Raw genomic sequence first — 22696 nt, forward strand, 5'->3', positions numbered from 1 at the left:
CGTGACTTCCTCTCTTCTCACCGTCCTGCGCCCCGGCCTGGTCGACTATCTGGAGGCCTGGGAGGAGCAGAAGCGTCTGCACGAGGCGGTGGTGTCCGGTGCTCAGCCGGACACCATCATGCTGCTGGAGCACCCCAGCGTCTTCACCGCGGGCAAGCGCACCGAGGCCGCCGACCGCCCCTTCGACGGCACTCCCGTGGTGGACGTCGACCGCGGCGGCAAGATCACGTGGCACGGGCCGGGCCAGATCGTCGGCTACCCGATCCTCCGCCTGGACACTCCGGTCGACGTGGTGGCCTACGTGCGGCGCACCGAGAAACTGCTGATCGACGTGTGCGCCGAGTTCGGCGTGACCGCCGAGCGCATCAAGGGCCGCAGCGGCGCCTGGGTCCGGGGAACCGACGGCGCCCCCGACCGCAAGATCGCCCAGATCGGCATCCGCGTCTCCCGCGGCGTCACCCAACACGGCTTCGCCCTGAACTGCGACTGCGACCTGTCCAACTTCGACAGATTCGTCCCGTGCGGTATCCGGGACGCCGCCGTCACCTCCCTGAGCGTCGAGGTCGGCCGCCCGATCCCGGTCACCGAGGTAATGCCGGTAGTCGAACGCCACCTGACGACGCTGATCTGATGGACCTGTACCGCAATCCGCGCGACAAGCGGGTCTTCGTACCCCGCCCGAACGGAAGCATGGTGCTCAACTTCGGTCACCCGATAGCGTGGGCGATCCTGGCCTGCACAACGATCATCCCCTTCGTGATCGTCACCGTGGTCACCATCGCAGTCTTCCTCTAGGCGTCCCGCGCCCTCAACGAGCAGCCGGTCCAGCGTCCGCAACCGGCCCATGTCCGGCCTCGCCCAGCCGGCGGCACGGCTGCGGGCCGCAATCCTCGCCGCCCCGCTCCTGCCGGGTGCGGGCCCGTCGACCTGCTGCTGGACGCGGGCCCGCCGGCACGCTATTGCCGGGTGTTGCCCTCACCCGTGGCCTGCTGCTGGGTGTTGCCCTGGCCGGTGTGTTGCTGGGCCAGGTCGACGGCCTTGTCGATGTGGCCCGAATACTTCTGGCCGGTCCGCTGGTCGACCTGCTCGCCCAGCTTCTCCAGCCCGGCATCCACCTGCTCGTCGTGTTTGTCCAGAAAATCTTTCGCCTTGTCCAGGAAGCTCATGTCGCGAGCATGCGACACCTCACCCGCGAACCGCCATCACCGGTTCGGGTCGAACCCACACGGCGGTGACCAGCGCATCCGGCCCGGCGGTCGCGGGTCGGTCCGGGCCGTCGCCCACCTCGCGTCGTGGCCACGGGTCCTTTCGCCGAACGTACAAAAGCTAGGTTTTCGGGATCCGCCAGACCGTGACCGAACTGCCGGCGCCCTGGCAGGAAATCTGATCGCCGGGGCCGTCGCACCAGAGGAACCCGGCCGGGATGATCGCCCGGAGATCACCGCTGACCTGATCAAAGACGCCGGTGCGATCACCGCCGGTGCGGATCAGCACGCTCCCGGAGAGCCGTCCCATGCCCAGATCGCGCACGACCCGGCCGGTGTCGGGATCAACCCGGGCGACCCGTCCGGCCGGGCTGCCCGCCAGGGTTCCGCTCCAGGTGGTCCACTCGGTGCCGCTCCACAGAGGCGCGCCGGAGTTCTGATCGAAAGCGGTCATGCCATTGCCGTGCAGCACACACAGCCGCTCTCCGCAGCGGGCTGCCCCGGCCGGCAGCGGGAGCCGTGCCGTCCACAGCTGTTCCAGCGTCGGCAGGCGCAACGCGGCGATCCGGTCCGGGCTGAAGACGATCGCGAGATCACCCATGGCCATCAGCGCCGGCAGCCCGTCGTCGACCAGCCTGCCGAAGCCGTCGATCTCCGCCGGGCGCACCGCCAGTCCGGCGACGGTGTTCGCCACCTCGCCCGTCTCCCGGCCGTAAGCCACCGCCGAGCCGTCGTCGTAAAGGACCTGCACGTGCCGCTCGGTGCCGGTGACCCCGATCGGCTCGGCCTTCACCTCCTTGCGCCAGCGGATCGACCCGGTCCCCGCATCGAGCAGGCCGATCCGGCCCTCCGGGGTCCAGAGCAGCACGTCGTCCCCGGCCGGCCACGCCGTCGAGTTGTCGTCGTCCTGCCAGCGCGCCCGGCCGGTCTCCACGTCGAGCAGCAGCATCTCGGCACCGAACCGGAGCGCCAGGTAGGGCCCGGCCATCCGCAGTCGTGGCACCTCGCCGGCGGCGTCGACCATGCGGGTCCACAGTGGGTCGGAGCTCGGCACCCGCCGGGCCTGCAGCTCCAGCACCCCGTCCTGGGGCCGGGAGTGCAGGCTGTAGAAGACGCCGTCGTGCAGCATCCAGGTGACGGCACGCTCGGCGCTCACCACCGACGGGCGCAGGATCCGGGCCTCCGCCGGAACCTGCGCGCCACCGAGAGACAGCGCCAGCACGATCGGGACGACCCACTTCGGGCCACGGAACCGGCGGGGCGGCGCCGGGCGGGACGGCGGGGTGTGGTCGAGATCGATGAGCACGATCGCATTCGACCCCGCCGTCCGTTAGCCCGGCGTCAAGAGGCCCCTGGTTACGGCTCGATCCGGCCCCACGGGTCACTGCCCGATGCGGTCCTAGGGTGCGATCCGGTTGAGGTCGCGCGGGAACGCGGTGGTCTCACGGACGTTCGCGATCCCGGTCAGCCGGGCCACGAAACGCTCCAGCCCGATCGCCCAGCCGCCGTGCGGAGGCATGCCGAACCGGAAACCGTCGAGATAGCCGGCGTACGGTTCGAGCGACTCACCGCGGGCCGCCAGAGCCGTGACGTAGTCCTCGTACCGGTGCAGGCGCTGCCCACCGGTGACGATCTCCAGCCCGCGGAAGAGCAGGTCGAAGCCGTTGGACCAGGTCGGGTCGGCCGGGTCGGGGTGGGTGTAGAACGGGCGTTTGCGCATCGGGTAACCGGTGACGAAGAGGAAGTCGGAGCCGTGTTCCCGCTTCGCCCACTCGCCCAGCGCCCGTTCGTGGGCGGGTGCGAGGTCGGGCTCGTCCTCGGGTGCGCCGGCGATCCGCAACGCCTCGGTGAAGTGGACGTGCGGGATCTCCGCCCCGAGGTCGGCCTTCAGGCTGGCGTGGTTGCCGATCTCGCCGAGCATTCCGGTGATCGTCCTGGTCAGCGCGACCATCACGTCCCGGTGGTCGGTGATGAAACCCATCTCGGCGTCCAGCGACGTGTACTGCGCCAGATGCCGTGCGGTGTCACTCGGCTCGGCCCGGAACACCGGGCCCACCTCGTACACCCGCTCGAAGACGCCGACCATCAGCTGCTTGTAGAACTGTGGCGACTGCGCCAGATAACCGGGCCGTCCGAAGTAGTCCAGTTTGAAGACGTTCGCCCCGGACTCGGTCGCCGACTCGACGATCTTCGGCGTGTGGATCTCGACGAACCGCTGCGCCTCCAGCGACTCCCGGAAACCCTTGGTCGCGGCGGCCGCGATCCGCAGGCTCGCCGTCCGGCTCTGATGCCGCAGAGCGAGAGCGGCGTGGTCCAGCTGGGCCGGAAGACCGGCGGTCAGCGTGGGTCGATGCAGTTCGAACGGCAGCGGTACGGTCACCCGGCTCAGTTCACGGATCACCGGCCCGGTCAGTTCCACCCCGTGTGGCGCCTGCTCGTTGGCGGTGACCGTGGCGGTCACCTCGACGACGCTCTCCTCGGAGAGTTGCTCGAGCTGCTCACGGGTCTGCGGGTCGGTGACGACCACCTGGCTGAGCCCGGCGGCGTCACGGACGATCAGGAAAGCCACCGATTTGAGCAGCCGGCGGCGATGAATCCAGCCGGCGATCAGGACTTTCTCGCCCTTGAACCCGGCCAGTTCGGTGGAGAGGATGCGTTGCATGGCGGGTTACCTCCTCAGGTGCTGCAACGCGGCCCCAGGGAGGTGCGGGCGAGCGGGAATCCTCGCGGTACCACCGCACCTTCACGCCTACTTACGGCGCCTCTTTGTCGTGCTGCGGCTCCGGGGTGTCTTCACGCTCCGGCGCACGGGCCACCCTTCACAGCTGCCGGGTGGCTCTCTCGGCCGGCGGATCGAAGCGCTACTCGGTCCCATCATCGCCGTGACGGGAACGCTAACAGTCGCCGATGCGGCTTTCTCCTGAATTAAGGGTGACCGCACTCACAGGAATGGTCACGTGAGCCTCGTCGCCCCTGCGGCGCGGCAGCCGGTGTCGGGCGTATCTTCGGGGTGTGACTATTGCTCCCGAGGGCCGCCGCATGCTGCGCATCGAGGCGCGCAACGCCGAGACTCCCATCGAGCGGAAGCCGCCGTGGATCAAGGTCAAGGCCAAGATGGGCCCTGAGTACACGGAGATGCGCGGCCGGGTGCAGAAAGAGGGTTTGCACACGGTCTGCCAGGAAGCCGGCTGCCCCAACATCTATGAATGTTGGGAAGACCGCGAGGCCACCTTCCTCATCGGCGGCGATCAGTGCACCCGCCGGTGCGACTTCTGCCAGATCGACACCGGCAAGCCGGCCGAGTTCGACGCCGACGAGCCCCGCCGGGTCGGCGAGTCCGTCGCCACGATGGGCCTGCGTTACGCCACGGTCACCGGTGTGGCCCGGGACGACCTCCCCGACGGCGGCGCCTGGCTGTATGCGGAGACCGTCCGCCAGATCCACAAGCTGCTCCCCGACTGTGGTGTCGAGCTGCTGATCCCCGACTTCAACGCCGACCCGGTCCAGCTCGCCGAGGTTTTCAGTGCGGGCCCCGAGGTGCTGGCCCACAACGTCGAGACGGTTCCGCGCATCTTCAAGCGCATCCGCCCCGGCTTCCGTTACGAGCGCTCCCTCGACGTGATCACCCAGGCCCGGGCGGCCGGTCTGGTCACCAAGAGCAACCTGATCCTGGGCATGGGCGAGGAGCGTTCCGAGGTGTCCGCCGCCCTCCGCGACCTGCACGCCGCGGGTTGCGAGCTGATCACCATCACGCAGTACCTGCGGCCCACCCCGCGTCACCACCCGGTGGAGCGCTGGGTGAAGCCCCACGAGTTCGTCGAGCTCCGCGAGGAGGCCGAGCAGATCGGTTTCGCCGGCGTGATGAGCGGTCCGCTGGTCCGCTCCTCGTACCGGGCCGGCCGTCTCTACAAGCAGGCCCTCGAAGCCCGAGCCTGACCAGCACAGACAGGGCAACCGGCGACTCCACAGCCACCGGTTGCCCTGCCATGTTCGAACAGCACCATTTGTCGCACCACGCCCGCCCGGACATCAGTGCCGAGGAGATCGCCGCCGGCAGCAGCCTCGGACGAGAGGCGCTCATCCCGGCTACCGCACGGGTGCCCCTGCCACACTCGGAAAACACCACGAGCGGTGATCACCGCAGACACGGATCGCAGCGGGCTCGGATCACGGCCGGCATGGTTCACCGCCGGCGCGGACCGCGGTCGGCGCGGAAGCTACTTCTTCTGGGACTTCTTGTCTTTCTTGTTCTTCTTGCCTTTCTTGCCCTTTTCCTTCTCCTCGTCGGCTTCCGAGTTCAGCTTGGCCTCGGCGACCTCGGGGAGGAGAACGGGGGAAAGGAGCTTCAGGAAGATCATGGCGAGCGGAGCCAGCCAGGCCCACCACGGCACCAGCGACCCGGGCCCGATCAGCATTGCGGCCATGGCGTTACTCACCTGGACTGCGGTATCCATACCTCTGCCTCCGGCCCGAGCTGATCAGAACAAGCACCGTGCCCGCTCTAGGGAATCAGCCACAGATATCGGATCCCGGTCTGAGCCCTTTAGCCTTCGGGCCGCTCGTCCCCATCCCGCAACCAACCCCCACCTCATCAGCAAACCGCGCCTTCCCTCCGACAAACCGGCAAGCCTCTCCCCCACCAGGTCATCCACCCCAACCGGGCAGTCCCGAAAACTCCCCGACGGGCCAAACCGCCGGACTACCAGGCCGTGCCTCACAGCAGGACAGGATTGCGGCCGAAGGTAGTCATTGCAGACAAAACGGCTATTCGAAAGTACGGATGACGCCGACGACTCGGATGGCTCGGCGATCAGCAGGAGCCTGGGTGCGTGGGGACCGGACCAGGAAGGCGATCAGGTCACGAGTGGGCCGGTCGGCCCAGTGCAGGTCCCCCAGCACCAGGACCAGTAGGCTCCTCCAGTTCGGGGCACCGGCCGACCAGGATCGCGCTGTGCGCCGCCACCGTCAGGTGGTCGAGCATGCCACGCGGGTAGGGCAGATTTTCCGGCCCGATCGTGGCGGTCAACGCGCCCGCCGGATGCGCCACCGCCTGAGCCGGTGGGGCCGTTCGGGCGCGTTCCGGTGCACGAGACGGTAGTTCTCGGCGTTCCGGAGCAGGCCGTCGACACGGTCGTAGCCGAGGCTCAGGCTGGTGAGAGGGATCATTTCCGGGGCTCCTGTCGGCTGCTGTGACACCGGCTCCTCGCCCGAAGGCAGCGCCGGGGCACGGCGGCCGCCTTGTCTCCGGAGCCGCCGAGGTGCCCGGGACGCCGCAAGGTACCTGAGTCCCACTACACTTTGCGGCTATGGCAAAACCCCAGGAGAAGGTGTCGTTCCGCGAGCGGCTGAAGCAGATCGGCCAGGTGTTCGCGTTCACGGCGAAGCAGGACAAGTGGTTCGTCCCGCTGGTGATCGGCGCGATCGCCATCCCGCTGGCGATCACCGTGGTCGTCGTGCTCCTGACGGGTGGCTACCTCTGGATCCCGGTCGGCATCCTGTTCACGCTGCTGGCCGTCCTGATCGTGCTCAACCTGCGGTCGAACACGGCGATGATGAACGTGGCGGAGGGCCAGCCCGGCGCCGCCGCCTCGCTGATGGAGAACATGCGCGGCGACTGGCGGGTCCGCCCGGCCGCGAGTTCCACCACGCAGTTCGACATGGTGCACGTGGTGATCGGCAAGCCCGGCGTGATCCTGCTCGGCGAGGGTGACCCGCAGCGGGTCCGCAGCCTGCTCAGCCAGGAGAAGAAGCGGCTGGTCAAGGTCATCGGAAACGCGCCGTTGTACGACTACGTGATCGGCACCGACGAGGGTCAGCTGCCGGTCCGCAAGCTCCGCTCGACGATGCTGAAGCTGCCGCGCAACCTCACCGGCAAGGACGTGAACTCGCTCGACAAGCGTCTCGGCGCCCTGATGTCGCGACCGCAGATGCCGAAGGGCGCGATCCCGAAGAACATGCGGCCGAGCAAGGGCGCGTTCCGCCAGCAGCGCCCGCGCTGAATCGATGCCCGTCTCCCGTCGGAGGCGGGCATCTCTGTATCCACAGGGTGACTCCATGATCACTCCGAGGCGCTAATCTCGGAGCTGCGCCGCCGCTTCGGCGTCCATGCCGGACGGTGGCGCACGAAGGAGTTGCGCTCGTGGTCAGCACCTTGGCGGTTCCCGGCATCTATCCGACTCTGCGCGACGCCCTCGAGGTGGCACCCGACGGGGCGGTGGTCGTGCTGGCCCCGGGCACCTATCGGGAGCGCGTCGACCTGACCGGCCGCCGGCTGACTCTGCGGGCGGCCGGTGATCCCGGTTCGGCGGTGGTGGACGCGTCCGGGCTGGAGGGCCCCGCCCTCTCGGTCTCCTCCGGAGACGTCGAGGTCGACGGTTTGACGCTGGTCACCGACGACTATCCGGCCGCGGTGGTCTCCGGTGGACATGTGCGGCTGCGCCGCTGCGAGCTCTCCGCCGGTTACGGTTCCGGTCTGCAGGCGGAGGGCGGTGCCACGGTCGACGCCGTTGAGGTACGGGTGAGTCGAGGCCAGCACGGGCTGGTGTTCTCCGACGCGGGCGGCACGATCGACTCGTGCGAGATCCGGGGCGTCTCCAACGACGGGGTGATCGTCCGGCTCGGCGCCGACCCGGTGATCCGCGGCACGGTGGTGAGCGACTGCGGCTACCGGGGTGTCTACGTCTACCAGTCCGGCCGCCCGGTGATCGAGCGCTGCGACGTCTCCGGCACCGGCGACGCGGGCATCGTGGTGGCGCACGCCAGCCAGTCGCGGATCGTCGAGACCTGGGTGCACCAGACGTCCGGGCCGGGCATCGTGATCGGCGCCGGCTGCACCGCCGTGGTCGAGCAGTGCCGGGTCGAGGAGACCGCGGATCCACCGGTGCACGTCGACCCGGGCGCCACCGCGACGGTGACCCTCAGCGCCGACATCGGGCTGCCCCGGGCGGGTGTGGTCGCCGCCGGCACCGCGCAGGACGCCGCGGAGATCGAGCGCCTGCTCACCGAGCTCGACTCGATGATCGGCCTGGCCGGGGTGAAAGGCGAGGTCCGGGCCCTGATCGACGAGATCCAGGTGAACGAGTGGCGCCGCGGTGCGGGCCTGTCGGTCGGCACCGTCAGCCACCACCTGATCTTCACCGGCGCACCGGGCACCGGAAAGACCACTGTGGCCCGCATCTACGGCCAGCTGCTGAAAGCCCTAGGCGTGCTGCCGAACGGGCAGTTCCGTGAGGTGTCCCGCCGGGACCTGGTCGGGCAGTACATCGGTCACACCGCGGAGAAGACCACCTCGGTCTTCGAGGACGCGATGGGCGGAGTCCTGTTCATCGACGAGGCGTACACGCTGGCCCGTGCCGGTGGGGCGGCCGCCGACTTCGGCCAGGAGGCGATCGACACCCTGGTGAAACTGATGGAGGACCACCGCGATCAGGTCGCGGTGATCGTCGCCGGCTACACCAGCGAGATGTCCGACTTCCTGGATACGAACTCCGGTCTCGCCTCCCGGTTCGCCAAGACCATGGAGTTCGAGAACTACGGGCCCGAGGATCTGGTGCGGATCGCCGGCCGGATCGCCCGCAACGACGACTACGTGTTCGCGATCGGGTTGTCCGAGGCGCTCTACGAGTATTTCGGGAAGCTGGAACGCAACCGGAACTTCGGCAACGCCCGCGAGGCTCGCAAGCTGCTCGAAGGCATGCGCAAGGCACAGTCCGGGCGGCTGCGGGCGATGGGGCGGATGCCCAGCCGCGACGACCTGCGGACACTCATGCTCGCCGATCTGCGGGTGGCGACCCGCTGAACTGCTTCGATCCGAACGGGGAGGTGACCTGTGCACCGAGGAGAGGGAACGACGTACGGCGGTGTCGCGCCGGTGGCACGGCAGGCCACCGCCGCACCGGCGCCGCTGCGGCCGCCGGGCACACCGGTCTGGGGTGCGGCCGCCCCGCCGGATCCCGGCCCGCCACCACCGCGGGTGGCCCCGTCCCGTCAGGTGCCCGAGGCGACGGTCCGGGCCGTACCGCGGAAGGGTCATCTGGGGCCGCTGAGCCTCGTCCAGATCGTGGTCGCCGAGGCCGCGCTGCTCGCCTTCGCCGCCTCGTTCACCCGGACACCGCTGGCCGTCCTGCTCGCCGCGGCCGCCGGGGGCCTGGTGTGCCTGATCTTCTTCGCCCGGCGGCGGCACCGCTGGTGGCTGGATCATCAGCAGGTCGCCCGCGATCACCGGCGCCGCCGGTCGGCGCGCGCCGACACCCGGCACGGTCCGGTGCTGGCCGCGTTGCGCGCGATCGCCCCCGGGCTCACCGTCCGCGACATCGGGCCCGTCGCACCGGGTCCGGCCCCGGACACCTCGGTCGCGGCCGGGAGCGCCCACACGTCGGCCGGGAGCGCCCTCGCCCCGGCCGGGAGCACATACACCTCAGCCGGGAGCGCCCACACCTCGCCCGGAGGCGCCTACAACTCGGCCGGGAACGCCCTTGCCTCGGTTGGGGGCGCCCTCGTCCCGGTCGGGGTCGGCCGGGACGAGGCCGGCTGGTTCAGCGTGGTCGCCCTGGATCCGGCGGCCGCACTGCTCCCCCTGGACGTGCTGGTCACCGCGGTCTCCGGCACCGGGCAGCCCGGGCTCCTCCTCGGGCTGGTCACGCACACCGTTCCGGCGCCCAGCCCCGACATGCCGGCGGCCACCCCGTCCGGGGCCTCCTACCGGCAGCTCACCGAATCAGCCGGTCCCGGTCCGGTCCCGGCGTTCCGGGAGTCGACGATCAGCATCCGGGTCGACGCACAGACCCTGGCCGAGGCCCTGCTCGACCACACCACCGACCCGGAGGAGGCCGCCCGGCTCGTCGCCGGACTGGCCCGGAAAGTGGCGAACGGCTTGCGCCGTCTCGGCATCTCCGGGCGGCCCCTCGACGCGGACCAGCTGCTCGCATTGCTGTCCCGCTCCTGCGACGTCGAACCGTGGGCGCTGGCCGAGGGGCCGGGCGTGGACGAGGAGTGGACCCACTGGCGGTCGGCGCGGCTGATCCACCGGACGTACTGGCTGAAGACCTGGCCCTCGTCCGCGACCGAGATCGGCTCGCTGTTCGGCTGGGCGGCAACCGCACCGGCCGCGCAGACCAGCGTCGCGCTCGTCATCGACCCGGCTCCCGGCGAGGAGATCCGGGCGCGGGCCTTCATCCGGCTCGCCACCCGCCCCGGCGCCGACCTGGCCGCCCTGGACCGGGTGCTGCAGGAGGGCGTCCGGCGGGTCGGCGGCGAGTTGCAGCCCTTGGACGGCGAACACGGCCCGGCGGCCTACGCGACCGCCCCGACCGGAGGCGGTACCGGATGACCGACAACCCTTGGCCGCCCGACGACGCCCGCTCCCACCGGGACGGCACCGAATCCCCCCGACCGCGGCGGGACGGATACCCACGCCCGGATGGTGACGGGTTCTCGCCGGACGGTGGCGGTTCCGCCTGGCCGGGCGAGGCTGGGCGCTCGGGGCCGGTCGGCGGTGGGGATCAGCGGCAATCCGGGCGGGGTGCTTCCGGCGCTTTTCCGCAGGTCGACGGTAACGGATGGCAGCAGGTCCTGCCGGGTCCTAGGGAACCTGGGTGGGTCACGTCCGGGCGGGCTGCGGTGCCTCCAGCGTCTCCGGCTTTACCGCCGGTGTCTTCGGTGCGGCCGGTTTCGGCGCCGGTTGCTCCCTCAAGCCAGCAGCGAGCCGCTGCCCCGTCGGGGCCTGCCTGGTCAGGGCCTGCCTCGTCTACGGCTGGTCCGTCGGCGTCTGCTTCGTCTGTGGAGCGGAATTCGGCGCCTGTGGTGACTTCGGCGCCGCTGGTCCGGCCGGGTGGTGCCGGCACGTTTGCGGGCGGGCGTCCGGGGCGTCCACCGGATGAGCCGGACGGGCCTGGTGACGGGACGGCCGAGTCGCGGGAGCGGAGTGGGCCGTCGGGGCGGGTCAGTCGGCTGCGGATCGGGTGGCATGCCGTGGCCCGGACGGGGTTGCGGCGGGTCACCGTCACCCGGCCGCTTCCGGCGGGGCTGGTGCTCGGGCATGATCAGCGGCAGGTTCCGGTGCCGTTGCGGTTGTTCGCTCCCGAACCGGTGCGGGTCACCCTGATCGGCGGGGTGTGGGCGGCCCAGCTGCTGATCTTCCGGGCCTTCGCGATCGGGGCCCGGGTCTTCGTGGTGACGACCGAACCGCAGGCCTGGCAGGGTTTCGGCGAACGCGCCACCGGACAGCAGAGCCGTCTGACCATCGTGGGCGGTGAACCGGACCAACCCTATGGCGGCACCGCACAATCTCCGGTACTGACCGTTTTCGATCTGGGCATGACCGGACCGGCGACCAGTCCGCCGCTCGGCCCGTGGCACAGCCAGCTCACCGTGCTGCGACAACTCGACCGCCCCGGAACAGCCGTGCTGCAGGAAGCCGAACTGGCCGTGATGCAACGTCTCGGCAGCGAGGAGGCCACGTTGGCGGCGGCCGCCCGGAAACTGGGCCCACCGAGCGGCCAGCTGCTCCAGTCCATGGAGGACGACATGCTGGCGCTCTTCGGAGACGGCGACGACCGCTACCTGTTCCTGAACCAGACCGGCATCGAACAGCAGTACATGGGCCTCCCCCGCCGCTGACAGCGTCGATCCCGAACGCGCTGCTGCCGAAACTCAGCGAGGCGGCGGGTGGAGGCCTCGAGGGACGCATCCGCCCGGTGGGCGCGGGTCGGCCGGGAGGGGACGCACGGCTTGCGGGGACGGGGCGGGACTGCGGAGTGTGGTTGGGGGCCACGCTGATCCCGTACCGGAAAAGGGGTTAACGGGTTGGCGGTGACCAGGAGAGTTGCACCAGCCGGGCGCCGTGTTTTCGGGTGATCATCCAGGCTCGGCCGGGGGGCAGGGGCTGGGGCTTGACGTTGCCGAACAGGGCTCCCTCCTCTCGCGGGCCGGACATCATGATGCCGGGGGACGCCAGTTCGCGGATGCGGCTGATGAGTGGGTCGAAGAGGGCCCGGCCGGCGCCGCCGATGCGGCGGGTGATGATCACGTGCAGGCCGATGTCGCGGGCCTGGGGCAGGAACTCCAGCAGTGGGCTGAGCGGGTTGGGGGTGGCGGAGGCGAGCAGGTCGAAGTCGTCGACCAGGACGTACAGTTCGGGGCCTTTCCACCAGCTGCGGTCGCGCAGCATCTCGGGGGTCACGTCGGCGCCGGGGAGGCGTTCGCGCATCGCCACCGCCACCTGATTGATCAGGTCGGCGGTGACCTGGTGGGAGGTGCCGTAGCCGATGGTGTGCTCGGCGGGCACACAGCCCAGGAGGCTGCGGCGCAGGTCGACCAGCAGCAGCATCGCCGACGCCGGTGGGTGTGCGGCGGCGATCGAGCGGGCCAGGCTGCGCAGGAACGAGCTCTTGCCGCTCTCCACGTCGCCGAACAGCAGCGCGTGCGGCTCGGCGTCGAAGTCCAGGGTGACCGGCTGCAGATCGACCTCGGCGATGCCGATCGGGACCAGGGCGCCGCGCGCCGGTGGCAGCGCCTCGAACGGCAGCTCGGCGGGCAGCAACCGGACCGGCGGGGCGGGGGTGGCGGTCCAGTGCTCGGCGGCGTGCCGGACCAGGTCGGCGACCGCTTCGGCCAGGTCGTCGACGCGCTGTTCGCGGTCGATGCGGGGCAGGGCGGCCAGGAAGTGGTAGCCGTCGGGGGTCAGGCCCCGGCCGGGGGCGCCCTCCGGCACGTTCACCGCCTCGCGCCTGTTGATCACCGAGTCGGCGGCCTCACCGAGGCGTAGTTCGATCCGGGTGCCGAAGACGTCGCGGATCTGCGGGCGCACGTCCATCCAGCGGTTGGTGGCGGCGAGCACGTGGATACCGAAGCCGAGCCCGCGGTTGGCGAGTTCGTGCACCGTCGTCTCCAGGTCCTCGAACTCGGCGCGCATCGTGGACCAGCCGTCGACGACCAGGAAGACGTCCCCGAAGGCGTCGTCGGCGTACCGGCCCTGGGCACGCGCCCGCCGGTAGGCCGCGGCGCCCTCGATGTTGGCGGTGGCGAACAGTTCCTCCCGGGCGCGCATCAGCCCGTGCAGTTCGGCGATGGTACGGCGCACCTTGTCCACGTCCCGCCGGGTGGCGACGCTGCCGACGTGGGGCAGGTCGGCGAGCGCGCTGATCGGCCCGCCACCGAAGTCGAGCCCGTAGAACTGCACCTCACGCGGGGTGTGGGTGAGCGCGAGACTGACCACCAGGGTGCGCAGCAGGTTGGATTTGCCGGACTGGGACGCCCCGACGATCATCACGTTTCCGGCGGCGCCGGCCAGGTCCAGCCACATCGGGTCGCGGCGCTGCTCGTACGGTTTGTCGATGATGCCGCCGAGCGCGTGCAGGGTGCCGAACCGGTCCTCGGCGTCGACGGTCAGCCCCCGCTCCGGCAGGGTGATCATCGGCGGCAGCATCTGGCCGAGGGTGGGCGCCCGGTCCAGCGGCGGCAGCCACACCTCGTGGGCGGGCGCGCCCTTGCCCTCCATCTGCCGGACCAGCACCTCGATCAGGGTGTCCCCGACCGCGGTCTCCTCGGGAAGTTGATCTTCGGAGGGCGGTGTCTCCTCGCGCAGCGGCGCCACGTAGAAGGTGGAGAAGTCCCGAATCGGGTTGCCACCCCGGCCACCGGCGCCGGGCCGGGCTCCGTCCCGGCGGACCGCCCCGGAGACGTAGGCGGCCTTCAACCGGATCAAACCCTCGGTTCCGGTACGCAGATAGCCGTGCCCGGGAGATCGGGGCAGCTCGTAGGCATCGGGCACACCGAGCACCGCCCGGGACTCCATCGACGAGAAGGTGCGCAGCCCGATCCGGTACGACAGGTGTGACTCGAGCCCGCGCAGCCGCCCCTCCTCCAGTTTCTGCGAGGCCAGCAGCAGGTGGATGCCGAGCGACCGGCCGACCCGTCCGATCTGGACGAACATGTCGATGAAGTCCGGCCGGGCGCTGAGCAGCTCGGAGAACTCGTCGACGATGAACAGCAGGCTGGGCAGCGGCGCGAGCGGCACCCCGGCGGACCGGGCCCGTTCGTAGTCGCGCTGGGACGCGTAGTTCCCGGCCTTGCGCAGCAGCTCCTGCCGCCGGGTCAGCTCGCCCTGGATGGCGCCGAGCATCCGGTCGACCAGGGGCAGCTCGTCCTCCAGGTTGGTGATCATCGCGGCGGTGTGCGGCAGCCGGTCCAGCGATGCGAAGGTGGCGCCGCCCTTGAAGTCGACGAGCACGAAGTTGAGGATCTCCGGGCTGTGCGTGAGGCCGAGCGCGAGCACCAGGGTGCGCAGCAGCTCGGACTTGCCGGAGCCGGTGGCGCCGACGAGCAGGCCGTGCGGGCCCATGCCGTCCTGCGCGGACTCCTTGAGGTCCAGCTCGACCGGCCGGCCGTCGGCGCCGACCCCGATCGGGACACGCAGCCGGTCCCGGTTGGGGCGGCTGGCCCACAGCTCGTTCAGGTCGATCAGGTAGGGGTCGGCCTGGTCCAGCAGGCCGTCGAGCCCGGTGTCCCGGGAGATGGCCGGGGTGTCGGTGTCGGAGACCGCGGACAGCCGCAGCGGCGCCAGCTCCCGGGCCAGCACCTCGGCCTCGGCCAGGGTCAGCACGTCGGCCCGGCCGACCTCGGTGGGACCGTCCATGGTGGTGCCGTTGATCGCGCCGTCGCCGTCGATCTCCAGCACCACCGAGCTGTCGTCGAGCAGCCGGGGCGGTGGCACCGACAGGTCGACGATGGTGACCCCGGCGACGCCGCCCTCGGTCATCAGGTGGTCGGAGCCGGCGGTCGATCCGCCGTCGATGATCACCATGACGTGCGGGCCGCCGCCGGGTGCGCCGGACGGGTCGAACCGGGACCGGTTGGCCAGCACGTCGTCGAGCATCGCCTCCAGCGCGGGCACACTCGGCGCGACCAGGCGGACCGGCCCGATCGCGTCGGTCTTGTCCGGGTGCTGGGCGTGCGGGAGCCATTTCACCCACTCCCAGCGGGCGCGTTCGTGGTCCGGCACGCAGACGCCGATCCGCAGGTCGTCGGGGGCGTGGAAGACGGCCATCTGGGCGATCAGGGCCCGGGTGAAGTCATGCGACACCCGGTCGGCGCCGCGCACGTAGATGTGCGAGAAGTCCCGCAACGCCACCGAGACCGGAAGATCGGGGACGACGCTGTACGTGTGGAGAAAGCGCCGCAGCGCCATCGTGCACAGCGGCTCCAGCTCCTCCACCGCCCGGGTCTGCGGTGGCACCAGCCGGGTGGCGACCTCCTGCGGGCCGACCGCGATCCGGACCACGGTGAAGTCGGCGTCACCCCGCCGGCGCTCCCACAGCCGGCCGCTGTCGGTGAACGTCCACAGTGTTTCCGGGTCGGGATTGCGATAGTAGAGCGCCTCGCGTTGTCGCCTGATCGTGTCACGCACCTGGGCCCGCAGCCGGGAGAGCTGACGCAGGTACTGCCGCCGCGCCTCGATCATCTCGCGCTTGCCGGGCCCACCGGTGTTGGTGGCCATCATGCCGATCATGCCGAGGATCGAGACCCCGTACATCGCGCCCGCCACGTAGGTGATCGCGCCACCCCGCTGCGCGCCCATCATCAGGCCCATCGCCGCAGCTCCGGCCCCCATCGGCAGGATCATCAGCATCCGTGTCCAGCCCTTGCCCGCGGGCGGTGGCACCTCGGGCGGCGGGTCCAGCGCGACCTCGCCGGACGGCATCACCGGCGCGGGCCGGCGCGGTGGCCGTTTGATGATCGTTACTGTCACTGAGGGCTCCCCACTGGTGACGCAGCGACAACATCCTATCCGTGATCGCCGGGCGATCCTGCTACGTTGTCCACTGTGAGCGCACCGGCGACGAGTGGGCCCTCCCTGGCCCGGGTGACGATCGCGGCCCCGACCCGCCGCCTCGACCTCGCCCTGCCCGACAACATGCTCGTCGCCGAGTTGCTGCCGCATCTGCTCCGGCACGCCGAGGGCGCGCTGGGCGAGCCGTCCGAGCGTTACGGCGGCTGGGTCCTGCGCCGGGCCACCGGCACCGTCCTGGATCCGGGGCGGAGTCTGGCCGCCCAGGGGGTCCGCGACGGCGAGCTGCTGCACCTCGATCCGGCCCGGGAGGACTGGCCCGAGCTGGCGTACGACGACGTGGTCGAAGTGATCGCCAGTGGCGCCCGCCGGGCCGGGCGGACCTGGAGCCCGGCCGCCACCCGCCGCACCGGCCTGGCCGTCACCGCCGGGGCGCTGCTGCTCGGCCTGGCCGGGCTGGCCGCCACCGGTCCCGGCTGGGTGCTGCCCGGGGTGATCGCGCTGGCCGTCTCGGTGGCGTGCGCGGTGCTGGGCGTGCTGCTGTCCCGGGCGTTCGGCGACGCGGCGGCGGGCGCGGTGGTGGCGGCGAGCGGTCTGCCCTACGCGTTCCTCGGCGGTGCCTGGCTGCTCACCCAGCCGGGTGGTGGTTTCCTCTCGGTCGGCGCCCCCGGCCTGGTCCTGGGCTCGTCGGCACTGCTCGTGGTCAGCGTGATCGGGCACGCCGGGGTGGCCGGGCTGACCCGGTTGTTCGTCGCCGGGATCGCGGCCGCGCTGACCGGCCTGCTGACCGCGCTGCTGGCGTTGACCGGGGTGTCCGCCGAGGGCGCCGCGGCGGTGGCGCTGACCGCGGCGATCGGGCTGCTGCCGGCCTATCCGGTGCTGGCCGGCTGGCTCGGCCGGCTGCCGTTCCCGGACCTGCCGAGCCGCGCCGAGGAGCTGCTGAAAGAGGAGAAGACCCCGCGCCGGGCGGACGTGTTCGCCGCCGTGGTGCGGGCCTCCGAGGTGCTGACCGGGTTCATCCTGTCGGCGGCGCTGTGCAGCATCGTGGCGATGGTCTGGCTGGCGCTGTCCACCCCGGACGTCCCCACGGTGCTGCTGATGATCGCGGCGATCGCCGCCCTGCTGCTGCGCGCCCGGCTGCTGCCCACCCCGCAACAGCGGGTGCCGCTGCTGGTCGCCGGGCTGCTCGGGCTGGCCGGGCTGGGCGTCGGCCCGGTGGTGACCGGCGCGGTCTCCGGCGTGGTGCTGGTCGCGGTGGCGGGCGTGGTGACCGCGGTGGCCCTGCCGGCCGCGCTGATCTACAGCCGCAAGGCCCCCTCGCCGTACCTCGGGCGGGCCGCCGACATCCTGGACATCGTCGCGATCATGGCGCTGATCCCGCTCGCGTGCGGGGTGATCGGTGTCTTCGACGACGTCCGCGGCCTGTTCGCCGGGATCGGTGGGTGATCCGTGACGTCACGCCGCGACCAGTTGCAGTCGTACCAGTTCATGAACCAGCGGGTGATCTCCGCGTTCGTGATGCGCGAGACCGATCCGGCCCAGTCCCCGCTGCGCCGCGGCATCGGTGCCCTGTTCGGCGGCGTGATGGTCGCGATCCTGGTGGCGGCCGGTTTCGGCATCTACGGCGTGCTCACCCGCACCGGTGCGAACCAGTGGCAGCAGGACGGCGCGGTGGTCGTCGAACGGGAGAGCGGCGCGGTCTTCGTCCATCTCAACGACCGGCTCAACCCGGCGCTCAACTTCGCGTCCGCGAAACTGGCGGCCGGCCGCCCGAACCCGCAGGTGTTCCGGGTCGCCGCGAAATCCCTGACCGGCACCCCGCGCGGCGTGACGATCGGCATCGCCGGCGCGCCCGCGTCCCTGCCCGACGCCGGGCGACAGGCCCGTCTCCCGTGGGCGATGTGCGGCGTGCCCGGCACCGATCCGCGGTCGATCCTTCTGGTCGGCGCCACCGGACCGGCCGGCGCCGCGCTCGGCGACCGGGCGCTGCTGGCCACCGACCGCGAGGTGGTGCACCTGATCTGGCAGGGCCGCAAACACCCGGTGGTCGACCCGGACACGACGGTGCAGGCGCTGTTCGGCGCGGTCCAGCCGATCCGCCTGGGCACCGCCTGGCTCAACGCGCTCCCGTCCGGCGCCGACATCGCCCCGATCACGGTCAACGGGCGTGGCAACAACTCGAACGCCGCCGCCGGTTTCGACAACGGCGACATCCTGGTGGTCCAGACCGGAAGTGGTCAGCAGTTCCACCTGATCCTCAACGACGGCCGCGCCGCGATCACCGCGCTCCAGCAGGCGGTGCTGAACGCCGCGTTCCCCGCCCGGCCGCAGCAGATCTCGGTGAACGACCTGAACGACATCCCGGAGAGTGACGCCCTGCCCCCGGCCGATCCGGCCACCCGCGGCCCCGACAAGGTCCCCACGCTGGCCGCGATACCCGGCGGCGAGTCCGCCTGCGCGGTCACCGCGGACGTGACGAAGCCCCCCACGATCACGGTGGGTGGCCCGGCGACCGCCTTCAACGCCGCCATCCCCACCACCGGCGCCACCGAGGACGGCCGCCCGCTGGCCGACGCGGTCCTGGTCCCGGCCGGCCGTTTCGCCCTGGTCCGGGTGCCCGGCTCCGGCGGATTCATGCTGGTCACCGATGTGGCGCTGCGCCACGCGGTGCCGTCCGAGGACGCCGTGAACCGTCTGGGTTACACCGCGTCACTCGCCTTCGAGGCCCCCACCGCGTTGATCAACTCGATTCCGGCGGGGGTCACGCTGGACCCGGCACAAGCCCTCAAACCAGCCCTTTCCGGTACGGGGTAAACGAGCCCCACAACCGCACCGGCTCCCCTCGCTCCGACGACGCGAGCCAGGCGCCCCCTCGAGACCGACCCGCGACCGCCGGGCGTGTGCGACCCTCGCGGGCTACCCGTCGAGTTGACGGGCCGCGTCGTGGTGCACCGAGACGAGTTCGCCGAGCGGAACCGCCTTACGCGACACCTGGGAGAGATCCTTCCCCTCGGCGGTCCACGGAGGCGGAAAGGTGTCGATCCCGTTGTCGAGGGCGACGGCGGCGACCTCGTTCTCCCACCCCGGCCACCGCAGTCCCTCGTAGAACCCGGTGAGTGCCCCGGCGAGCATCGCGTGCAGCCAGTCCCCGTACCCACGCTCGAGGTCCTGCCAGACAAGATCCTCGGGCCCGAAGTAGTTCACCGTAGGAGCAGCCCCCGGTTGCGGCCGCCCCCACACGAACTGCCCACCCATCACATCGAACGCGACGACCAGCCCACCGCTCTCCGGCATGGCCTCGACGACATCGGGTAGCCCGTCGTGCCCACCCCCGAGAACCCGCAACCACCCGTGATCGACGACGAGCCCCCCACTGTTGGCCACGACGGCCCCCAGCCACGACCGCTCGGTCACCCCGAGAACCCCGAGGCAGGAGGCCCCCCGCTCGGCATCGACAGGCAGCACCTCCACCGGGTAGGGAGCCGCTTCGATCAACGCGGAGATCTCCGCCCAGGCACTCTGTTCCACCCGCACAGCCTGCCACGCTCACCGGGCACGCCGGGTGAGCGGCCCGGTGCTCACGACTGCTTTGCGACCGGTACGGGTGGGTCGAGGAGCATCACCGGTGGGCCCGGTTCCAACGGCTCCGGTGGGGTGCAGAGGTGCGGGGCCAGGGCGGGACGCCACTGGCGGCGGCGGCTCCGGCGCAGAGCCGCGGCCAGCAGCAGTAGGGCCAGCACCAGGATGGTGGCCAGGGAAGCGCTGGTCAGGGCCACGGTTCGGCGGTAGGACTCGGCGGTCCGGTCGGGCTCCGCGGCCGGCTTCAGCGCCGGCAGGTCGCGCGCCCCGGTGCCGGACACTCTCGTCGTCAGGGCCGCATACGGGTTGACCACCCCGGCACTGGAGGCGGCCGGGCTCGCGGTGGCCTTCAGCAGAGTGATCGCCTCGGGGACCGTCAGGTCGGGGCGGCGGGCCCGGAGCAGGGCCGCCGACGCGCCGACAAAACCGGCCGCCACGGCGCTACCGTCCACTTCGACCAGACCGCGGCCGGTCTGCAGGGCGGGGACGGCAACCCCCGGGGCCAGCAGGTCGACAAAACCGCCGGAGCGGGACGTTCTCAGGAGCTGGCCGGTACGGTCGATCGCGCCGACACCGATGACGTTGCGGTAGCCGGCGGGGTAGGGGACGGACGAGTCCTCGGAGGCGCCCGCGGAGGGGGATTCCTCGCCGACGGCGGCCACGATGATCACGCCCTGGGCGACCGCGTTCGCCACCGCCGTCTCCAGGACCGCCTGGTCGGTGCGGACCGGAACGGCCACCACGACCACGTCGGCGCCGTTCTGCACCGCCGTGTCGATCCCCCTGGCCAGTGAACCGGGCGTGGGCTCGGAACCGGCCGGATCGTCGGGCATCACCCGGATCGGCAGGATGCGGGAGCCGGGACTCAGGCCTGCCGCCGCGCCGCGCTGGCCGCTGATCACGCCGGCCACCTGGGTGCCGAGGCCGGCACAGTCGGCGGTGGCCCGGCTGCCGCCCGGCAGGACGTCGGCGCCGGTGAGGACACGGTTGCCGAGTTGGGGCTGGCCGGCGTCGACACCGGTGGCGAGCACCGCCACCGTCGTACCGCCGCCGTTCTCGATGGGAATGATCGCGTCGGCCTGCAACATGACCCGCGCATAAGATCCGTTGATCTGCGCCCGCCCGGGTTCGGCGCAATTCTGGCCGGGGGCGGCAAAGACCGGAGCGGTGGACAGAAAAGGCGCGACGAGCGCCGCCGAAATCAAAACGCGAACAATCATCAGGGCCACCCCGGAAGGCGAAGTAATACAGTCCGGCCGCCGGTGTGAATACCGGCGGCCCGTAGACGAATCACATGTTGGACGCGATCTGCGCGTCGACCTGCTGCATGCGCTCGGCGGAGGCGCCGAGTTTGACGCCGACCATGGCCAGAGCCTGCTTGATCTCGGTGGCGCCCTGGTTCCACTTCTGCCGGGCCTCGTCGCAGGCGGTGCCGGCGGCGCCGGTCCAGTCCTGGGCGAACAGCTGGGTGAACTGGGTATACAGGTCGTTGAGCTGCTGGTCCATCTGGCCCTGGAAGCTGTTGATGGAGGACGAGACGTCGGCGATCTGGCCGAAGTTGTAGGTGATGTTCATGGTGGTCTTCTCCCCGTTCCCGGTCAGCCGCGGAGGGCGTTGATGACGGCGCTGTCGCCACCGGCGGCGGCACCACGGATGGTCTGAGCGGCCTCGTCGTCGTTGACGCCGTAGGTCTGCGAGGCGGCGGTCATCTTGCCGCCGAGTTCGTCGAGCGCCTGCATGATCTTCGAGAGGCCGTCGTTGAGCTGGATGGACACGTCCTGGAGGGCGTTGTTCGCGGTGCCGGCGAACGCGCCGCCGCTGAGGCCCTGGATCTGGCCGAGCAGCTGGTTCATGCCGCGCGAGATGTTCTGCCCGGTGTCGGCGCAACGGCCGGCCATCGTGTTGAGCTGTTCCTGAGTGGCATGGACCTGACCCATGCCCGGCGTTCCTGCCACGATGTCACTCCCCGATTCTCTTGGCCGGCTCGTGCCGGTGGTTATGCCTATCCGTACACCGGCCGTACGGCAGCGGTTCGAAGCATTTAAAAGAATCTTGTCGAACCTGATCCGGCATTCGCGCGTACTCTTCCGCGTCACCCAGAAAACTGGAGGCGTGATGAGCGCGGACAATCCTTACGCGGATCAGACCGAGCAGAACACCAACACACCGTGGCTCGGTGGCGGGCCGGCGGTCGACGTCGACCTGGACGGGCTGCGTGACTACGCGACCGCGATGACGAACCAGCAGCAGGACATCGCCTCCCGCGCCGCGTTCCTGCAGCCGCTCGGGGAGATGCCGGGCGCGGCGTTCGACGGCGAGGTGCTCGGCGAGGCGGACGCGGTCCGGGCCCGGCTGGTGGCCAACGCCGGCGAGTTCACCGTCTACCTGCAGAAGCTCGCCGAGTCGGTGGGCAACATCGGCAACGCGGCCCGGGTGGTGGCGAACAGTTACGGCCACACCGACGGGGTGTCGGCAGCGTCGCTGAACGACGTCCTGTTCGCCTACGGGGACAAGAACGTGGCCCGCCCGGCGGGACTGCCGGACAACGTCGGCGCCACCTTCCAGGACTTCCAGACGGCGGTCGGCCCGCCGGCGCCGGGCGCCACCAGCACCGCCTGGATCCCCGCCTCGTCGACCCGGATCTCGTCGCACCAGACGCTGGAGACGGCGGACGGGCCGAACGGGGAACGCCGCGAGACGCTGACGTTCGCCCCGCCCGGCGGCCCGGTCACGACCACCACCACCACGATCTACCGCGCGAGCGGCGAGACCGACTCGGTGGCGACCACCCGCACCAGCGTCGAGCAGACCGGGGACGTGCGGGTCACCGTCGAGGAACGGTTCGGCGCCGACGGCGGGCGGACCGGGACGACCGAGACCCGCGAGCGGTACGACGGAACGGAACTCGCCGGCCGCAGCACCGACGTCCGTGACATCGACGGGCAGACCGTGCACCGGACCTTCGAGACCACCGACACGGCGACCCGTGAGCAGGTCACCGTCACCTCCGAACGCAACGACAAGGGCGATCTCGTCGAGACGAACCGGGTGGTCACCGGGATCCGCACCGACGGGCAGACGTCCACCCCCGCCCCGATCGCCGACCGGTACCGAGTGAACGGGTGAT

Annotated in this window: 20 protein-coding genes; 10 read left to right on the forward strand and 10 right to left on the reverse strand. The window is 71.0% G+C overall.

Annotated features, from left to right (window positions below; genetic code table 11):
* The first annotated feature begins 1 nt into the window (after window position 1).
* Together lipB and Aco03nite_RS06915 are read left to right on the forward strand one after the other, a co-directional pair.
* On the forward strand, window positions 2-631 hold the full coding sequence (gene lipB, locus Aco03nite_RS06910; protein WP_203793928.1) for a lipoyl(octanoyl) transferase LipB: 630 nt from the start codon (window positions 2-4) through the stop codon (window positions 629-631).
* Entirely contained in the window at window positions 631-795 is a 165-nt protein-coding gene (locus Aco03nite_RS06915; protein ID WP_203793929.1) for a peptide ABC transporter substrate-binding protein, read from the forward strand. The genes lipB and Aco03nite_RS06915 overlap by 1 nt, the downstream gene beginning before the upstream one ends.
* 161 nt (window positions 796-956) lie before the next feature.
* On the opposite strand, the gene Aco03nite_RS06920 is transcribed toward Aco03nite_RS06915, so the two are convergent.
* The 3 genes from Aco03nite_RS06920 to aspS all read right to left on the reverse strand — a co-directional run bounded on the left by Aco03nite_RS06920 (window position 957) and on the right by aspS (window position 3867).
* On the reverse strand, window positions 957-1166 hold the full coding sequence (locus tag Aco03nite_RS06920; RefSeq protein WP_203793930.1) for an antitoxin: 210 nt from the start codon (window positions 1164-1166) through the stop codon (window positions 957-959).
* Window positions 1167-1326: 160 nt separating this feature from the next.
* Window positions 1327-2511 carry an outer membrane protein assembly factor BamB family protein gene (locus tag Aco03nite_RS06925; protein ID WP_203793931.1) on the reverse strand — a complete coding sequence of 395 codons (1185 nt, stop codon included), beginning with the start codon at window positions 2509-2511 and terminating at the stop codon, window positions 1327-1329.
* 93 nt (window positions 2512-2604) lie between these two features.
* Window positions 2605-3867 (reverse strand): aspartate--tRNA(Asn) ligase, encoded by a 1263-nt coding sequence (aspS, locus tag Aco03nite_RS06930; protein WP_203793932.1) that lies wholly within the window; start codon window positions 3865-3867, stop codon window positions 2605-2607.
* A gap of 377 nt (window positions 3868-4244) precedes the next feature.
* On the opposite strand from aspS, the gene lipA reads away from it, so the two are divergent.
* On the forward strand, window positions 4245-5141 hold the full coding sequence (gene lipA, locus Aco03nite_RS06935; RefSeq protein WP_203794106.1) for a lipoyl synthase: 897 nt from the start codon (window positions 4245-4247) through the stop codon (window positions 5139-5141).
* Between the two features lie 281 nt (window positions 5142-5422).
* Here the strand turns inward: lipA and Aco03nite_RS06940 are convergent, their stop codons facing one another.
* Together Aco03nite_RS06940 and Aco03nite_RS06945 are read right to left on the reverse strand one after the other, a co-directional pair.
* A complete protein-coding gene (locus tag Aco03nite_RS06940; protein WP_203793933.1) occupies window positions 5423-5641 on the reverse strand; it encodes a hypothetical protein in 219 nt (72 codons plus the stop codon).
* Window positions 5642-6227: 586 nt separating this feature from the next.
* The gene (locus tag Aco03nite_RS06945) at window positions 6228-6371 is read right to left on the reverse strand and encodes a hypothetical protein (RefSeq protein WP_203793934.1); all 144 of its coding nucleotides are present in this window, start codon (window positions 6369-6371) and stop codon (window positions 6228-6230) included.
* A gap of 140 nt (window positions 6372-6511) precedes the next feature.
* On the opposite strand from Aco03nite_RS06945, the gene Aco03nite_RS06950 reads away from it, so the two are divergent.
* The 4 genes from Aco03nite_RS06950 to Aco03nite_RS06965 all read left to right on the forward strand — a co-directional run bounded on the left by Aco03nite_RS06950 (window position 6512) and on the right by Aco03nite_RS06965 (window position 11822).
* Window positions 6512-7204, forward strand: a complete 693-nt coding sequence (locus tag Aco03nite_RS06950) for a DUF4191 domain-containing protein (RefSeq protein ID WP_203793935.1) — start codon at window positions 6512-6514, stop codon at window positions 7202-7204.
* 140 nt (window positions 7205-7344) lie between these two features.
* Window positions 7345-9003: a right-handed parallel beta-helix repeat-containing protein gene (locus Aco03nite_RS06955; RefSeq protein WP_203793936.1), complete on the forward strand. Its 1659-nt coding sequence runs from the start codon at window positions 7345-7347 to the stop codon at window positions 9001-9003.
* Window positions 9004-9033: 30 nt separating this feature from the next.
* Entirely contained in the window at window positions 9034-10533 is a 1500-nt protein-coding gene (locus Aco03nite_RS06960) for a type VII secretion protein EccE (RefSeq protein WP_203793937.1), read from the forward strand.
* A gap of 641 nt (window positions 10534-11174) precedes the next feature.
* Complete coding sequence (locus Aco03nite_RS06965; protein ID WP_203793938.1) at window positions 11175-11822, forward strand: hypothetical protein; 648 nt, start codon at window positions 11175-11177, stop codon at window positions 11820-11822.
* Between the two features lie 178 nt (window positions 11823-12000).
* Here the strand turns inward: Aco03nite_RS06965 and eccCa are convergent, their stop codons facing one another.
* Window positions 12001-15951, reverse strand: coding sequence for a type VII secretion protein EccCa (eccCa, locus tag Aco03nite_RS06970; protein ID WP_203793939.1), 3951 nt, complete (start codon window positions 15949-15951; stop codon window positions 12001-12003).
* 75 nt (window positions 15952-16026) lie between these two features.
* Between eccCa and eccD the strand changes: the two genes are divergently transcribed.
* Entirely contained in the window at window positions 16027-17436 is a 1410-nt protein-coding gene (gene eccD / locus Aco03nite_RS06975) for a type VII secretion integral membrane protein EccD (RefSeq protein WP_203793940.1), read from the forward strand.
* A gap of 3 nt (window positions 17437-17439) precedes the next feature.
* Complete coding sequence (gene eccB, locus Aco03nite_RS06980) at window positions 17440-18804, forward strand: type VII secretion protein EccB (RefSeq protein ID WP_203793941.1); 1365 nt, start codon at window positions 17440-17442, stop codon at window positions 18802-18804.
* 102 nt (window positions 18805-18906) lie between these two features.
* On the opposite strand, the gene Aco03nite_RS06985 is transcribed toward eccB, so the two are convergent.
* The 4 genes from Aco03nite_RS06985 to Aco03nite_RS07000 all read right to left on the reverse strand — a co-directional run bounded on the left by Aco03nite_RS06985 (window position 18907) and on the right by Aco03nite_RS07000 (window position 21506).
* Window positions 18907-19518 (reverse strand): DUF2625 family protein, encoded by a 612-nt coding sequence (locus Aco03nite_RS06985; RefSeq protein WP_203793942.1) that lies wholly within the window; start codon window positions 19516-19518, stop codon window positions 18907-18909.
* 50 nt (window positions 19519-19568) lie between these two features.
* Window positions 19569-20789, reverse strand: coding sequence for a S8 family serine peptidase (locus Aco03nite_RS06990; RefSeq protein WP_203793943.1), 1221 nt, complete (start codon window positions 20787-20789; stop codon window positions 19569-19571).
* Window positions 20790-20859: 70 nt separating this feature from the next.
* On the reverse strand, window positions 20860-21144 hold the full coding sequence (locus tag Aco03nite_RS06995) for a WXG100 family type VII secretion target (protein ID WP_203793944.1): 285 nt from the start codon (window positions 21142-21144) through the stop codon (window positions 20860-20862).
* A 23-nt stretch (window positions 21145-21167) separates the two neighbouring features.
* Entirely contained in the window at window positions 21168-21506 is a 339-nt protein-coding gene (locus Aco03nite_RS07000) for a WXG100 family type VII secretion target (protein ID WP_203793945.1), read from the reverse strand.
* A 178-nt stretch (window positions 21507-21684) separates the two neighbouring features.
* Between Aco03nite_RS07000 and Aco03nite_RS07005 the strand changes: the two genes are divergently transcribed.
* Window positions 21685-22695: a hypothetical protein gene (locus tag Aco03nite_RS07005; protein ID WP_203793946.1), complete on the forward strand. Its 1011-nt coding sequence runs from the start codon at window positions 21685-21687 to the stop codon at window positions 22693-22695.
* The last annotated feature ends 1 nt before the right edge of the window (window position 22696 follow it).

This window comes from Actinoplanes couchii (genome assembly GCF_016862075.1).
In the GTDB taxonomy this organism is placed as follows: Bacteria; Actinomycetota; Actinomycetes; order Mycobacteriales; family Micromonosporaceae; genus Actinoplanes; species Actinoplanes couchii.